Consider the following 15640-nt stretch of genomic DNA (forward strand, 5'->3'; position numbering starts at 1 on the left):
GGGATCAACGCGATGAGATTATTTATACCATCTGTTTCATTTGCCATATCTGTACTGTTGTCGTTCCATTCTCTGGCACAAAGTGAAACTTTGCTGATTGATGATATCCAAAACTCGCCCCCTCTTGCTGTCCAAGACATACTTCAAAACGAAATAAAACCGCTGGCGAGATCGTCTGACCTTATTAAGGCCATCAGACAACAAAATGTAGCAAATATTGGTCTAAACCAGAAACAAATCATAGCGTTAGATCAGAAGTGGCGTCAGGAAACTGAAAAACTGGACCATCCTTTCATAGACCAACTTCTCAACAACGCAGCGTCGAAACAGCTTCAACTTCTTAAGAATAATAAAAATGGCCTCATTACAGAAATTATTGTGACGGATAATAAAGGCCTGAACGTCGCTATTAGCGATATCACATCTGACTATTGGCAAGGTGATGAAGATAAATGGCAAAAAACGCTGCCTGTTGGTCCAGATGCCGTCTTCATAAGTGATCCCGATATCGATCAATCAACACAACAATTTCAAATACAGATCAGCGTAACAATTACTGACCCCGAAAATCATAAAGGTATCGGCAGCTTGACCGTCGGGATCGATCTGGATTTGCTTGAACTCTACCTTGAAGAAGGTGGAGAAGAAGCCCGGTTGAACAACATGGATATTCCCAATGAGTAAAGTTCAAACGAGTCTTCCTCCGGTGAGCAAAAGCGACATAACCCACCCCCAAACCTTTTGGAATGTAAGCCGTAAAGTTTGTTTTATAGCCATCGCCGGGACAACACTGTGTTTCGCCCTTCTCACCTTTATCAATTGGCAGGTTGAGAAAAAGCATATTTATCAAATTATTATAGATAACTCGGTCATCAAAACCGAATTACTCGCATCACAGATTGTTGGAGGTGTTAGATGGAAAAAACCAAACGCAATCTGGCGGCCTTTTAACCACTTGATACAAGGGAACAGTTCAGCAAAGTTCAACATTCACGTTTATGACGCCGAAGGGGAACTTTTGATCCAACATGACGAGCTTTCAAACCACACACAAATCATTGATATAAAATCATTTCTATCGAAAGATAAACTAGCAACCGAATACACTCACAACTTCGACAATACCTTAACCATCACGACCCCAATCAAAGATGGAAGAAACATCACCTATGGTGCCCTTGTAATGGTTTGGAGCCTTAAACAGGCAGAGAACTATCAACAGGAAAGTCTTCTTGTCGAACTTTATCTATTCCTTGCCTTTACTTTTATCGCAGTCCTTTTCCTATTCTTTATTATCAACAAAACAATCGGAAATATCTTAAACAAGCTTAGCCATGAAATGTTTCTGATAACCCAGAACAATCATAAACCGGGTAGTGATCTACTGGACCGGAAAGACGAATTTGGGTTAATGGCAAAGGCTTTGGAGATTTTTAAAAAAAACACTGACAATCTTAGGGAAATTGAAGAACGCCTCATCAAAAAAACACTTCAACTTGAAAGCACTTTGAAAAAAGAGCTGAAGCAAAACGCGCTTCAACGGGACTTCATATCCATGACATCCCATGAATTCAGAACACCACTGGCAATCATCGACAGTAGCATTCAACGCATAGAACGTCGCATTGATAATCTGGATAAAACCCACTTGGAAAAGCGTATCCACAAAATCAAAGTTGCGACCCAACGTATGCTTACGTTAATTGATAGCACTCTTAGTGCATCGAGAATTGAAGCTGGCGAAGTTGAGATTGAACTCGGTCCTGTTGATCTAGCCGGAATGGTTGCTCAATTGTGTATAAGCCACGAAGATATTTCTGACAAACACACGATTACCTATGATGTGGCGCAACTGCCCAGAAATATGATTGCTGACTACTCAAAGCTGGCACAGGTCTTCACAAACCTGTTGTCCAACGCTGTGAAATATTCACCTGATGCATCGGAAGTGATTGTGAATGGCTATCTGGAAAACAACCGGGCAACCATAACCATTCAAGACTTTGGGATCGGCATATCCCAAGATGATTGGGGCAACATATTTGAAAGATACTATAGATCCAGCAATACCACCGGGATTTCAGGAACAGGTATCGGACTCTGTTTGGTACTGACCTTACTTGAACTTCAAGGAGGGACTATTTCCGTAGAAAGCGAAGTTAATCTGGGGTCAACCTTTAAAGTTCAGTTACCCGTTAATTTGCCCGGTGATCAAGTGGCAGAAATTATCGATGCCCCCTTAAGCTCTCAGCAAGATGATCAGTCACTTGACGATATTATGAACGCACTTTGATTTAGGGAATTAAAGATGGCAACAATACTCTGCGTTGAAGATGAAGACGCCCTTCGCGAAGATCTTGTCGAAGAACTGGAAGACGAAGGTTATGATGTGTTATCCGCCAGAAATGGTGAAGAAGGCCTCAAAATAATATCAGAAAACAAGAACCTCGATTTGGTCCTTAGCGATATATCAATGCCGATCATGAACGGTTTTGAACTGTTGAAACAGGTCAGAGAAAACGAAGCAACCTTTGCCGATATCCCATTTGTCTTTCTAAGCGCCCTGTCTGACAGAGATCAAATTCTCGAAGGAAAAAAACTGGGCGTTGATGACTATGTTATTAAGCCCGTTGATTTTGATTTGTTATTCGCCACGCTCGCGACCCGTGTCAGGCAGATAAGCAAAATAAAGCAAAAACAAGAAAAAGAGATGGTTGCTCTTTATAAAGCTCTGTCGCCGGAAGAACAACGCGAACAAGCGGCCTCCCTCAAACCCTCGTCGCAACCTCAAGCACCACAACAAGAAAACAATAAACCCGTTAAGGCTCCATCGACCTCGTCGTCTCAACCACCTCAACTTCCTGAAACCGGAAAACTGGTTACAGGACGTTTTCAGCTACTCGGACTGGATAAGCTAAAAGAAAAGCTGAATAATAAGACAGATAAATACATGTCGTCGTTGCAAACTGTTATTCAGAAAGTCGTTTCAAAGAATTTATCCCCCGAAGATGTTTGCAAAATCGGCGACGACCACGAAATGATGATTTGTTTCGCCAAGTTATCAGAAGAAGAAGCTGCTTATAAAATTGAATCCATAAAAAGAGAAATCTGGATCAAGGTACTCGGCGAAGAAGATTATCAGGAAGAGTTAAGTATCAACTCTCAAGTATATGAAATTGAAGTGGAAGAAGAAGAGTATGCCAACGCCAAAGACCCTTGGGATTTAATTCAGGAACGGATAAACAAGGCCGCCGCCGCCGCAGCGGAGCGCGTGGATATTTTTATGAGCGAAATTTTAGAACGTGCGGAAGTTCGCTTTACAAAACTACAAAACACAGATGGAAAACCGTTACCAATATCAGTTGCTACTTTTGACCGTTTTGGTCAGGAAAAGCTAAATTCAATCAACCAGGTTATAAAAAAAGAAGATCCGCGTTGCCTTGTTATTGAAGGCAGCTATATCGGGCAAACAATCGCCTATATGATCGCCAATTTATCCGATATGGCAGCAGGCGTCGTTTTAAAGATAAGCTATCAACTCTGTATCAACAAAAAAGAGTTCGAGAACACGCTCGGGCTTTTGGAAAAACTGCCTACTGTTGCACGAGATCGCATGATCATAGCCATAACAGATATCCCGCCCAAATTGCACCTTTCCCAGTTAAGTGACTTAATGATGAGGGTCCGACCTTTTTGTAAAATGGGTATGACCGAGTTTCAATTAGAAATGCCATCAGACCAAAGCTTTGAAATGATTGGAGCCTCTATCTTGATGCTTGATTTCCATGAAGCAACGGCTTTCGTCAAATATTCAAAGCCTGCCTTCATAAAGGCCGTTAAAACATTAAGACTCAAAAAGAAAAAAATGCTCATTACCAATGTGCCTTCAAATCAAATAGAGATTTGCAAAAAGCTTGGTGCTAACTTCATTGATGTCAGGAGCGAGTAGCCTTGATGAATCGACCATGATTCTAAAAGTGGTTATTGCTTACGCTCCTGCGCAAACGCTCTTTCATTTTCAGTAAGATCAAATAAAACAATTAATTAGGCACTATTGCTTATTAAAATTTAATCAGGTTGCTCAACAGCACTTGACTAATTGTGTCATTTATTTTTAATAATAAGACGTCTGACGTCTGATAAATAAGAAATGATACAAAATGGTTGGAATAGATAAAAAGCGCCAAGTTCTTACGCAGGATGAAGCATTTGAATACGGTTCAATTGTTCCCCCTATTTATCAGACTTCAACATTCACCTTTGCAAATTATGATTCACTGGAAGACAGATATTCAGGCAAAAGCAATGCCGATATCTATTCCAGAACAGAAAACCCGACCTCGCGTATTCTGGAAGACAAACTTGCACAATTAGAGGGCGGAGAAGCTGCCGCAGTATTCGGCAGTGGTATGGCCGCCATTTCCAGTACAGTGCTCGCGTTGGTAAAATCAGGTGATAAAGTAATATCCGTACAACACGCCTATTCTGACGCCTACCGTCTTTTCGAAGTACTACTCAAACAGTTCAACATTTCTGTAGAATATGTTGATTGCTCTGATTTGGAAGCACTTGATATTGCCCTGTCTGGTGCCAAATTACTTTTTCTGGAAAGCCCTTCCAGCTTTACCTTTGAGACGCATGACATAAGGGCAGTTGCACAGCTAGCCAAGAAACATAAGACCATAACTCTTATCGACAACAGCTTTGCAACACCGCTTTACCAAAACCCGATCGAACACGGTATCGACCTCGTGGTTCATTCACTGTCAAAATACCTCTCGGGTCACAGTGATGTCGTTGCAGGTTGTACAATTGGTTCCGAGCAACTGATCAAAAAAATTCGAGATATAAGCCTATCCCTTCTGGGCGGCAAACTGTCCGCAATGGAATCATCCCTGATATTACGCGGGATGAGAACCTTAGAATTACGTCTTAAAGCTCATAGTGATGCAGCTGACTATATCTTAACGCACCTGGAAAAAGATCACCGCATCACACAGATCAACTTCCCCGGCTATTCTTCTACAATACATGACAGCCTGACAGGAACTGGTGGACTTTTTTCAATTCAGCTAGCTAAAGGTGCCAATATCAAAGCCTTTTGTGATGCAATGACCATATTCCGACTTGGGGTCAGTTGGGGCGGATATGAAAGCCTTATGCTCCCCGTAGAGGTCGCAGGGCGCATAGATTCAGGTCCCAATGCAATTAACGATTTCGGCGTACATAGAAATACCGTGCGCCTCTTTGTCGGGCTGGAAGGAAATGACCTGTTACTACAGGACATTCTTAGCGGCCTAGAGGCGGCTTTTTCTTCAGATCAACAGCAAATTTCTGATCTGGATAATGTGGCCGTAAACAACTAAAAAATAATCAAACTGGGAGGACATAATGAAGTTCAAACGATATCTATCAGGAAGTGTTGCAGCCTTGTGCCTGGCGGCAACATGTTTCGGAACCGCCGCTTCAGCAGAAGGAAAGAAAGCTGAAGTAATCCACTGGTGGACATCCGCAAGTGAAGCTGCTGCAATCAAGGTTTTTGCCGACCGCTTTAAAGATGCAGGTGGAGAATGGGTCGACAATGGTATCGCGGGCGATGCCGCCAAGCGTACCTTCACCAACAGATTGTTAGGAGGCAACCCACCACAGGTCGGGCAGTTCAACGTTACCCGTGAATTCGAAGAAATCGTCGACGCAGGTTTGCTCAATAACCTGAACGCCGAAGCCGAAGCTGGCAACTGGGCCGAAGTTCTTCCTGGCATTATCAACAACGTCATCAAACGTGACGGCAACTACTATGCTGTTCCCGTTAATATTCACGGGTCAAACTGGCTATGGTATAACAAAGCTGCTTTTGAAAAAGCTGGCGCAAAACCCCCTACTGACTGGGACAGCTTCTTTGCAGCCGTGGACAAGCTGAAAGCTGACGGTATTGTCCCTATAGCTGTGGGTGGTGAATCATGGCAGGAAAGACTGACTTTTAACGCCGTACTCTTGTCCGTTGCAGGTCGAGATTTTTACCTCAAACTCTTTAATAACCGTGATGCAGAGCTAATCAAGTCAGAAAAGATGGGCGAAGTCATCGACGTCTATACGCGCCTGCGTGACCTAGTAAGAGAAACCGACAAAGGATCTCCGGGACGTAGCTGGAACGAAACAACCAGCATGGTTATAACAGGCAAAGCTGCCATGCAAATCATGGGCGATTGGGCGAAAGGCGAGTTCATTTCAGCAGGTCAGAAAGCTGGTGTTGATTATGGCTGTATCCCCGCCGTTATCCCGCAGTCACCTTATATGATCTCTGGCGACGTATTTGTGTTCCCGAAAACGGGTGACGATGCAGATCGTGAAGCACAATCTTTGATGGTCAATGTCATGCTGGATAAAGAAACCCAGATTGCCTTCAATAATGTAAAAGGTTCAATCCCTGTTCGTTCAGATGTTGATCCTAGCAAGCTGGATCCCTGTGGAGCACAAGCGATCAAGTTGACATCAAGTGATGCAACACATGTTGGATCAACGGGTATGTATATCACGCCTGATCTCGCAGGCGCTATTCAAGATATTTATACTGAATACTGGAACGCTAGTGACATGACCAAAGAAGATATGGTTGCACGTCTTGTCGAAACTTTCGAAACAGTAAACTAACCGATAATCTGAACCCGGTATTATATGTGATTGAATAATAACAAGTTTGATTAACGAAATACCGGGTTCCTTTTATTCCCCCAACCAGGCGAGAAAATGAAATACCCTTTGATATCATCTCGGTTGGCTGCACGTTTGACGATTTTACCGTTTGTTGTCATTGCCTTGACAATTTTTGTCGGTTGCGTCCTCTGGTCTGTACAGCTTTCTTTTACCAGCTCAAAACTGCTCCCGAATTCTGATTTTGTTGGCTTGGATCAATATATCCGACTGTTCAATACAACGCGATGGATTGTTTCCCTGAAAAACATGGTGGTCTTTGGCGTTCTCTTTACGTCAGGTTCGCTAGTTTTAGGCTTTTTGCTCGCCGTTTTTATTGATCAGAAAGTAAGGGCTGAATCCTTTTTCAGGACAGTCTTTCTCTACCCCCATGCACTATCTTTTGTTGTAACAGGACTTGCCTGGCAATGGTTTTTAAATCCTGCACTGGGTTTACAGGAAATGGTGCGCGTTGCAGGTTGGGAAAGTTTTACCTTTGACTGGCTTGTTAATCGGGATTTTGCCATCTACACCGTGGTTTTTGCAGCTATTTGGCAGGCATCCGGTTTGGTAATGGCCTTAATGCTTGCTGGTCTACGAGGCGTTGACCCGGAAATCTGGAAAGCAACAAAAATAGACGGCGTTCCGACATGGCGCGTTTACTTGCACGTCATTGTCCCGATCCTCGGTCCCGTCATCTTTACCTCCGTCATTTTATTATCTCTGTCAGTTGTTAAGGGCTACGACATTGTTGTTGCTATGACAGGGGGCGGTCCCGGTATCGCAACAGAAGTACCGGCAAAATTCGTTCTAGATCACCTACTACAACGTGCCAATATTGGCCTCGCAATGGCTGGCGCAACAGTGATGTTGTTGACCGTTATTGCGGCCCTAGCCCCTTGGCTTTACCTGAAACACGTCAAAAAGGGAGCCAACGGGTAATTATGACAATGACACAAAGTTCTTCAACATCTTCGCTTAACAAGCCTAAAAAGATAATATCCAAAGAACGGATTGCGATTTACCTCTTTTTGATTATCTGTTCCCTTTTCTTTTTATTGCCGCTTTATATCGTACTGGTTACATCGCTGAAAACCATGCCCGAGATCCGTATGGGCAATATCATGAGCTGGCCGGAAACATGGAACACCGATGCCTGGGTCAAAGCCTGGTCCACAGCGTGTACTGGCCTGCAGTGCGAAGGGGTAAGTGTCGGCTTCTGGAATTCTATCAAAATTCTGATCCCCAGCCTCTTCGTCTCTATAATGTCCGGCGCGATCTGTGGGTACGTTCTGTCATACTGGCGCTTCAAAGGCGCAGAACTATTCTTTGGGATTATCCTGTTCGGGGCCTTTATCCCCTATCAGGCCCTCATCTATCCGATGATCAAGATATTTGCGACCTTTGGCCTCTATGGAACTTTACCGGGGATTATCCTCGTCCATACAATTTTTGGCCTGCCCATCATGACGTTGATATTCAGAAATTACTATTCGACATTGCCTTCAGAAATATTCAAGGCTGCCCGTGTTGATGGTGCTGGTTTCTTCGGTGTGTTCTTCCATGTCCTCTTGCCCATGTCCACACCGATACTGATTGTCGCCGTTATTCTGCAAGTAACAGGTATCTGGAATGACTTTCTCTTAGGTTTAATCTTTGGCGGACGCGAAAACATGCCCATGACCGTTCAACTGAACAATATTGTCAATTCGGCCCGCGGTGCCAAGGAATACAACGTCAACATGGCGGCAACATTCCTGACCGCGCTGGTTCCTCTGTTAGTGTACTTTTTTTCCGGTCGTTGGTTCGTTCGCGGAATTGCAGCTGGTGCTGTTAAAGGATAAGAGATGCAAAACAATACAAATACAGCACATGTAAGTGCAAAAGATCTCAGTGTCAGCTTTGGCAAGGTCGATGTTCTTAAAAAACTAAACCTGGAAATCAACAAGGGCGAATTCCTTGTTCTACTCGGTGCATCCGGTTGCGGAAAATCCACCTTGCTCAATATCTTTGCAGGTTTGCAGGAAGCCACTGATGGTGAAGTATGGATTGACGATCGAAACGTCACCTATATGGAACCAAAAGACCGTGGCATCGCTATGGTTTTTCAGTCTTACGCCCTCTACCCGAAGATGACTGTTCGCGGTAATTTATCTTTCGGTCTGAAAATGAACAAAACACCGAAAGATAAAATCAACGAACTTGTCGATTATGCCGCGAGAGTCCTGCAGATAGAAAACCTGTTGGACAGAAAACCCGGAGAACTTTCGGGTGGACAAAGACAAAGAGTTGCAATTGGCCGCGCACTGGTGCGAAAGGCCGATGTTTTTCTGTTTGATGAACCATTGTCAAATCTGGATGCAAAGCTGCGCTCAGAGCTTCGTGTAGAGCTAAAGCGCCTACACGAAGAACTTGGTGCAACCATGATCTATGTGACCCATGATCAGGTCGAAGCCTTAACCCTTGCGGATCGCATTGCCGTTATGAAGGCGGGCGTTATCCAGCAACTTGGAACGCCCGATGAAATCTACAAAGAGCCAGCAACACGCTATGTTGCCCAGTTTGTTGGAATGCCAAGCATGAACTTCGTTACGGGAAAAATAATAAACACTTCCGGTGGTACATATTTCGAAAATGGAGATATCAAAATTTCCATTGATGAGTATGTCTCCAAACAACCGCTGAGAGATGGTCAAACCGTTGAACTCGGGATTCGCCCGGAACATGTTGTGCTCGATGTAGAAGGGTTCAATACGTTTAATGTTGATATCATAGAAAAACTGGGATCAGAGCTCATTGTCTGGGGTAAAGTCGGATCGACGTCCTTAACTTTGCGCGCTGAACCGGAATCCTCTGTTGCCTCAAAAGAGATACGAAAGTTAAGCTTTAAGAGTTCCGGGTTGAACTTTTTCGATCCGGAAACAGGATTGCGTCTATAAAAATAGTTATAGTCTCGTATTATATCTGAATGAATAAGATAAAATTGGAATTTTTAATATGCTGGGTCTAGCCCCTATTTCCACAACAAATAAATCGGATGTGATTGCTGAGCAGTTGATAGATTTCATCAACCTCAACAAATACGAAGCAGGGGATCAACTACCCTCCGAGCGAGAGTTGATGGAAGCTTTAGGGGTTGGGCGCTCTTCTGTTCGTGAAGCGGTCAGAAAGCTCGAGGCCAAAAATATTATTCAGATCAAAAGAGGTGCCGGAACCTTTCTTTGCCGTCAGGTCAGTAAAGACGAAGTTCTGGTTCCTATTAACATCAAGCCAGATCGGGATAGTCTTATTTTTGCCCTTGATATACGTCGCGGACTAGAATCTGAAGCTGCAATGATTGCCGCAAGTAGAGGCACAGATGAAGCTATTGCCTATATTGAAGAATGCCTTGTAGCCATGGAACACGCTCATCAGATCCACGGTAGTGCAAGGGAAGAAGATGCTGTCTTTCACCGCTCTATTTATCTGGCAACTGGCAATCCGCTTTTTGAACAATTAATCTCAGGCATGCGCGGACCGTTTCAGAGCTTTTTCAGCAAGCCTTATGATCGACAGGACTTTGGACAACGGTCTTTTCCCCTACACCGGGAGCTTTATGAAGCTATTGCAAAACGCGATCCCGAGCTCAGTAGAATAACAACGCTAAAGCTCCTGGATTGTGTTGAAAGAGACATTCTCGAAATGGCCCCGGCATAGTTATATCGAAGTTCTATTGCCCCTCTTGTATGGTCAAAATCAAATATGCTTAAAGAATCACTAGCGACATGGGACACAAAATCTGCGGACGATATTCGGACGATCTATGCCCAGTATGCAGAAACACCAACTTTTGAAGAGGACCTGATGGATGCTCTACTGGACAAAGAACTTCAATGTGGCTCCACTTGGATTTTAAAAAACCATCTCGGTACAAAAGGAAATTTCTCTTCGCTTCATTCAAAAAGCTTACTTGACCACCTGGAACTATTTGATAAATGGGAAAGCCAGCTGCATATCCTGCAGTCCTTTGAGCATATTACCATTACTGCCGCGCAAAAATTCTCAGTTGAGAATTTCATTCGCCTCTGCCTCAAGAGTGAGCGAAAACTAATCCGCGCTTGGGGATATCACGGGTTTCACTTTTTAAGTAAACAGTTTCCAGAATACAAAATGGAAGCAAAGACTATCATGCAGCGCGCTCTATTAGATGAAGCTGCTTCAGTAAAGGCTCGTATTAGAAACTTGCTCAAGCAATAGTTTGGTAACTAGGCTTGAGGAAACTTCAATTGAAAGCAAGCGCCCCGCCCTTCTAAGGCAGCTTGATACTCGATAATACCGCCGTGTCGTTCCATAATTTCCCGGACGATTGGTAAGCCCAAACCACAACCTTCATCATCCCGTGTTTCTGAACGGTAAAAACGTTCGAAGATCTTATCGCGTTCTTCTTTGGAGACACCGGGACCATTATCTTCTACTTCAATAACAACATCTTCCGAAATCTGTTTCAACCGGACGGTGACTGTCGAATTTTCAGGACAATAATGCAGCGCGTTTTCAATTAGATTCTTCAAAGCTTCTTTGATCAACTCTTCATTCCCAACAACAGACACAATTTGCCCCTGTTGCTCAAAACCTAAATCAATCTGCTGAGAAACCGCTTCGGGAACATAAGCTCGCGTTACCTCTTCGCTTAATAACTTTAAATCCACCGCTTCAAACTGAAAACCCTCATCTTCCTGATGAGTTCTGGCTAAACTGAGAAGTTGGTTAATCAAACGCGATGTTTGTTTGGTACTTCGATTTAGGTGCTCCAGCCGTTTTGTAATATTAGCCGGATCTTTTTCATCTTGCGCCAACTCAGCTTGGGTTTGAATTGCCGCCAAGGGGGTTCTGAGTTGATGCGCCGCATTGGATGTAAAGCGTTGCATTGCTTCGATAGACGCGCCTAACCTTTTCATAAGGTCATTAATCGCATCAATCAGATGACGTACTTCTTGCGGAACTTCATGTTCAATTGGTCTCAGATCAGAAGGTGTTCGTCTGTTTAGTGCTGCTTCCAACCGGACAAGAGGCTTTAGCCCCCATCCAATACCAATCCACAAAACAATTCCTGCCACCAATATCAACACCAATTGCCGAACGATTGCTGCCGTCATCATCTCGTTGATTAGATTATTGCGCCCCTCCACAGTTTCAGCGACCATCACCGTAAAACGTGCCGACAAACGCCCTCCAGATATGTGACGGGAAATCACGCCAACCCGAATAGCATCACCGCGATAATCAGCATCAAAGAAAAGGGGCGCACCGTTTTTTGGAATCTCACTATCATCAACAACCGGCAGATCATCATAGCCTGTAATAAAGTCATTTCCCGGACCGACCACTTGATAGAAAACGCGATCCTGAGCAGCCGAAGTCAACATCTCAAGCGCGACATAAGGAACATCAACTTCTAACTGCTCTCCGACGACCACAACGCGCTCCGCAATTGCCAATGCAGAGCCCAGCAAGACACGATCATAGGCCTCATTGGCCGCTTTACTCGCACTGGATCGAACTTCAAAAAGCATCAGAGCAGAGATAATCGCAAGCGCGCCGAGCAACCATAATAATAGACGCCGACGAAGAGACTTACGCTGCCACCTCATTATTTTTCCAATAAATATCCAAGACCGCGAACAGTCTTGATACTTATGTTTGCTACTGCCAACCTCTTTCTCAAACGGCTAATATATAGCTCTACAGCGTTGGGGCTAATATCCTGATCAAAGTTAGCAAGACTGTCTGCGATTTGCTCCTTGCTGACAACCTGTCCTGCTCTACTGATCAAAAGCTCTAGGAGACAAAACTCACGACGCGGTAAATCCAATGGCTCCCCCATCAGCGAAACCCGTCGTGCTACACTGTCAAAGATCAATTCGCCAATAGCTATTTCGGGTGATTTCAACCCGCTTTGTCGTCGAAGAAGCGCACGTACTCTTGCCTCTAACTCAACCAAATCAAACGGTTTGGTCAGGTAATCATCAGCCCCGAGATCAAGGCCTTTCACTCTGTCATTTAAGGTATCGCGCGCGGTCAGGATCAAAACCTGAGCTTTGCCACCATTTTGCCGATAGCGTTTTAAAATCTCCAGTCCATCATAGCCTGGCAGGTTAAGGTCCATCACAACCAGATTAAATTCTTGCGTACGTAAAATGTTATCAGCTTCCGTGCCGTCACCGACGACATCCACAGCCATTTCCATACGGGTAAGCGCACTGGATATTCCATCAGCCAAAGCGGCATTATCTTCAACGACTAGTATTCTCATGAACAAAAGACTAACTTTGTTCCAAGGCTTTTGAAAAGCCCGAGAAGAAAGAAAATCAATTTTCCTTCAGGTGACAGGTTCCCGACAGCTTTGAACCATAATGTGAAGAAAAAACAAAAACAGTAAATGGCCCCAAAAAAACAATAACGGGCCAAAGAATAAAATCAGGGACTCGGATCATTAAGACACAATCGACAACACAGTCATTTCGGATTGGACTGTTACACAAACAGAGGCTTCAAGCGTTATATTTCATAAGCGTAGTTATAGCCTCACAGTTACTGGCAAATACAATCCAAGCCAAAGCTTTTGATTTTCCGGCAATTTCGGGCAAAGAAAACAACGTCATTACGATTTATAGCGTTACTGATGTTGATATCTTTCAGGGTACCATTGCTGACTTTCAGGAACTCTTTCCTGATATCTCTATCATCTATCATGATTTGCAATCGCTTGAGTTATATGAACGCATTCAGGAAGAAACACTGAACAATGATGTAACAGCAGATATCGCCATCAGCTCGGCCATGGATCTGCAGATGAAGCTCGCCAATGACGGTTTTGCACAGCGCGTGGAAATATCAACCGCGCAAGAAATGCCATCTTGGTCACAATGGCGAAACGAAGTTTTTGGCTTTACCTCTGAACCCGCAGTCACGATTTACAACAAGGAATATTTCAAAGACAAACAGTTACCCAAAACACGATTGGAACTGCAGCGCTTCCTCGCCGAAAGACCTTCTGACCTTTTTGGCCGTATTGCCACATATGACATCGAACGCAGTGGCGTTGGCTTTCTGTTTATGGGAGTTGATTCTGAAAGATACAAAGGTATTTGGAACCTGATAAAAAGCTTTGGTGCAAATGGTGTTAAACTATCTACCAGCTCTACGGCTATTATAAATAACGTCAACAGTGGCAAGTATGTTATCGGGTATAATGTTTTGGGATCATATGCCCTAGCAAGACTACAAAGTTCCCCGAACCTCGGCATACTATATCCGGAAGACTATACAACAGTCCTCTCGCGCCTTGCGATCATTCCCAAGGCTGCAAAATCAAAAGAAGCGGGTAAACTTTTTCTCGAGTATCTTCTCTCAGAACGAGGGCAACAATTACTCGCAACTAGCGCAAAGCTAAATGCTGTTCATCCCGCGATAAAAAGTAGTGGCCCAGAAGAAATTCTTGCGGCTCAAGCTCGTAGTAATTTGCAGCCAATTAAGGTTGGCCCCGGCTTGTTGGTTTACCTTGATCAGGTAAAGAGACGTAAAACCATAAACCAGTGGAACAAGTCCTTGCGGGGTGAATAATACACAACAAATAACATTAACAAAATTACTTAAGGTATTATTTTAATTTATAATTTAATTTTAAATAAATTATTTTTCTCAACGACAGGGTAGTGACAGCTTTTTCCCTTAGCCTACATATATTGAATGGTAGGCCGCAGCTAAAAAAATAATAAAAGCGGTTGGGGAGACAGTATATAAACAGCTCGGATAATTCTCTGATCTGATATTTTCTATAGGCCAGATGGTTTCTGTAGCAATGCCTCCCCTCGTCCGACTTTGTTCGGCGGTTTGTTATTCATCGAATTAACAATCATACTCGGAGGCCAATTCATGTTTGGCAAAACAACAAAACTATCTCGCCGTCTTGTGCTATCTATGGCAGCAGCCGCTGTTTCCGTGGGTATGGCCATGCCGCTTTCTTCAGCCTCAGCGGCGGATCTGGAAAAAATTCACTTCCTTATTCCCGGTGGTGCCGGTGGTGGCTGGGATGGCACTGCACGTGGTACAGGCGAAGCTTTGACAAAATCAGGTCTGCTTGGTTCCGCCTCTTTTGAGAACATGTCCGGTGGTGGTGGTGGTAAAGCCATTGCACACCTTATCGAAACGGCTGAACGTCAGGGCGATACCCTGATGGTAAACTCAACCCCGATCGTTATCCGTTCCCTAACAAAGGTTTTCCCACAGTCATTCCGTGACCTTGTCCCTGTCGCTGGCGTTATTGGTGACTACGCTGCTTTTGTCGTACCTGCTGATTCCAAATACAAATCCTTCTCCGAAGTTGTGGCTGATTTCAAAGCAGATCCAAAATCCGTGAAAATTGCAGGTGGCTCAGCACGGGGTAGCATGGATCACCTTGTCGCCGCACAAGCCTTTAAAGCGGCTGGTGGTGATCCGAAAGCTGTTAAATACATTCCATACGATGCAGGCGGTAAAGCCATGGCAGGCCTTTTGTCTGGCGAAACCGCATTGCTTTCAACCGGTCTTTCCGAAGCACTGGAACTGGAACGTAGTGGTCAGGTTCGTATTCTTGCTATGACTGGCGCAAACCGTATTGATGATGCGCCAAATATCCCAACCCTGACAGAACAGGGCATTGATGCGACGTTTGTAAATTGGCGCGGGTTCTTTGCGGCCCCGGGTACATCAAAAGAAAAAGTTGCAGCCTATAACGCAACCTTGGAAAAAATGTACGACACACCAGAATGGGAAACTGTTCGTTCACGTAATGGGTGGGTTGAAGTCTTCCAACCTGCTGACGTTTTCTACACTTTCCTTGAAGAACAGGAAGGCATTGTTGGAGACCTGATGAAAGAGCTTGGCTTCTTATAAGCCAAGTATCTTTCGATAGTATCTGCAATAGAATAAA

At 44.1% G+C, this 15640-nt stretch carries 15 protein-coding genes; 12 read left to right on the forward strand and 3 right to left on the reverse strand.

Features of this window, described 5'->3' with window-relative positions; all coding sequences use genetic code 11:
- Positions 1–12: 12 nt before the first annotated feature.
- The 10 genes from BKB51_RS00110 to BKB51_RS00155 all read left to right on the forward strand — a co-directional run bounded on the left by BKB51_RS00110 (position 13) and on the right by BKB51_RS00155 (position 10926).
- Entirely contained in the window at positions 13–684 is a 672-nt protein-coding gene (locus tag BKB51_RS00110; RefSeq protein WP_085899078.1) for a hypothetical protein, read from the forward strand.
- Positions 677–2293, forward strand: coding sequence for a sensor histidine kinase (locus BKB51_RS00115; protein ID WP_085899079.1), 1617 nt, complete (start codon positions 677–679; stop codon positions 2291–2293). The genes BKB51_RS00110 and BKB51_RS00115 overlap by 8 nt, the downstream gene beginning before the upstream one ends.
- Positions 2294–2308: 15 nt before the next feature.
- Positions 2309–3949 (forward strand): response regulator, encoded by a 1641-nt coding sequence (locus tag BKB51_RS00120; protein ID WP_085899080.1) that lies wholly within the window; start codon positions 2309–2311, stop codon positions 3947–3949.
- 211 nt (positions 3950–4160) lie between these two features.
- A complete protein-coding gene (locus BKB51_RS00125) occupies positions 4161–5366 on the forward strand; it encodes an aminotransferase class I/II-fold pyridoxal phosphate-dependent enzyme (protein ID WP_085899081.1) in 1206 nt (401 codons plus the stop codon).
- Positions 5367–5391: 25 nt separating this feature from the next.
- Entirely contained in the window at positions 5392–6651 is a 1260-nt protein-coding gene (locus BKB51_RS00130; protein ID WP_085899082.1) for an ABC transporter substrate-binding protein, read from the forward strand.
- Between the two features lie 96 nt (positions 6652–6747).
- Positions 6748–7632 carry a carbohydrate ABC transporter permease gene (locus tag BKB51_RS00135; RefSeq protein ID WP_085899083.1) on the forward strand — a complete coding sequence of 295 codons (885 nt, stop codon included), beginning with the start codon at positions 6748–6750 and terminating at the stop codon, positions 7630–7632.
- 8 nt (positions 7633–7640) lie between these two features.
- A complete protein-coding gene (locus BKB51_RS00140; protein ID WP_085900145.1) occupies positions 7641–8534 on the forward strand; it encodes a carbohydrate ABC transporter permease in 894 nt (297 codons plus the stop codon).
- A 3-nt stretch (positions 8535–8537) separates the two neighbouring features.
- Positions 8538–9629: an ABC transporter ATP-binding protein gene (locus BKB51_RS00145; RefSeq protein ID WP_085899084.1), complete on the forward strand. Its 1092-nt coding sequence runs from the start codon at positions 8538–8540 to the stop codon at positions 9627–9629.
- Between the two features lie 58 nt (positions 9630–9687).
- Positions 9688–10386 carry a FadR/GntR family transcriptional regulator gene (locus BKB51_RS00150; protein WP_085899085.1) on the forward strand — a complete coding sequence of 233 codons (699 nt, stop codon included), beginning with the start codon at positions 9688–9690 and terminating at the stop codon, positions 10384–10386.
- A 45-nt stretch (positions 10387–10431) separates the two neighbouring features.
- Positions 10432–10926, forward strand: coding sequence for a hypothetical protein (locus BKB51_RS00155; protein WP_085899086.1), 495 nt, complete (start codon positions 10432–10434; stop codon positions 10924–10926).
- Between the two features lie 8 nt (positions 10927–10934).
- Here BKB51_RS00155 and BKB51_RS00160 read toward each other — a convergent pair whose 3' ends face one another.
- From BKB51_RS00160 to BKB51_RS21050, 3 genes are all read right to left on the reverse strand, one after another.
- A complete protein-coding gene (locus BKB51_RS00160) occupies positions 10935–12320 on the reverse strand; it encodes a sensor histidine kinase (RefSeq protein ID WP_085899087.1) in 1386 nt (461 codons plus the stop codon).
- Positions 12320–12982, reverse strand: coding sequence for a response regulator (locus BKB51_RS00165; RefSeq protein WP_085899088.1), 663 nt, complete (start codon positions 12980–12982; stop codon positions 12320–12322). Before BKB51_RS00165 ends, BKB51_RS00160 begins: the two co-directional genes overlap by 1 nt.
- A 278-nt stretch (positions 12983–13260) precedes the next feature.
- Positions 13261–13422, reverse strand: coding sequence for a hypothetical protein (locus BKB51_RS21050; RefSeq protein ID WP_245813183.1), 162 nt, complete (start codon positions 13420–13422; stop codon positions 13261–13263).
- Here BKB51_RS21050 and BKB51_RS00170 point away from each other — a divergent pair.
- Together BKB51_RS00170 and BKB51_RS00175 are read left to right on the forward strand one after the other, a co-directional pair.
- The gene (locus BKB51_RS00170; RefSeq protein ID WP_245813227.1) at positions 13414–14292 is read left to right on the forward strand and encodes an ABC transporter substrate-binding protein; all 879 of its coding nucleotides are present in this window, start codon (positions 13414–13416) and stop codon (positions 14290–14292) included. The genes BKB51_RS21050 and BKB51_RS00170 overlap by 9 nt on opposite strands.
- A 312-nt stretch (positions 14293–14604) precedes the next feature.
- Positions 14605–15603: a tripartite tricarboxylate transporter substrate binding protein gene (locus tag BKB51_RS00175; protein WP_085899090.1), complete on the forward strand. Its 999-nt coding sequence runs from the start codon at positions 14605–14607 to the stop codon at positions 15601–15603.
- Positions 15604–15640 lie beyond the last annotated feature (37 nt).

This window comes from Kiloniella majae (genome assembly GCF_002118315.1).
Taxonomy (GTDB): Bacteria; Pseudomonadota; Alphaproteobacteria; order Kiloniellales; family Kiloniellaceae; genus Kiloniella; species Kiloniella majae.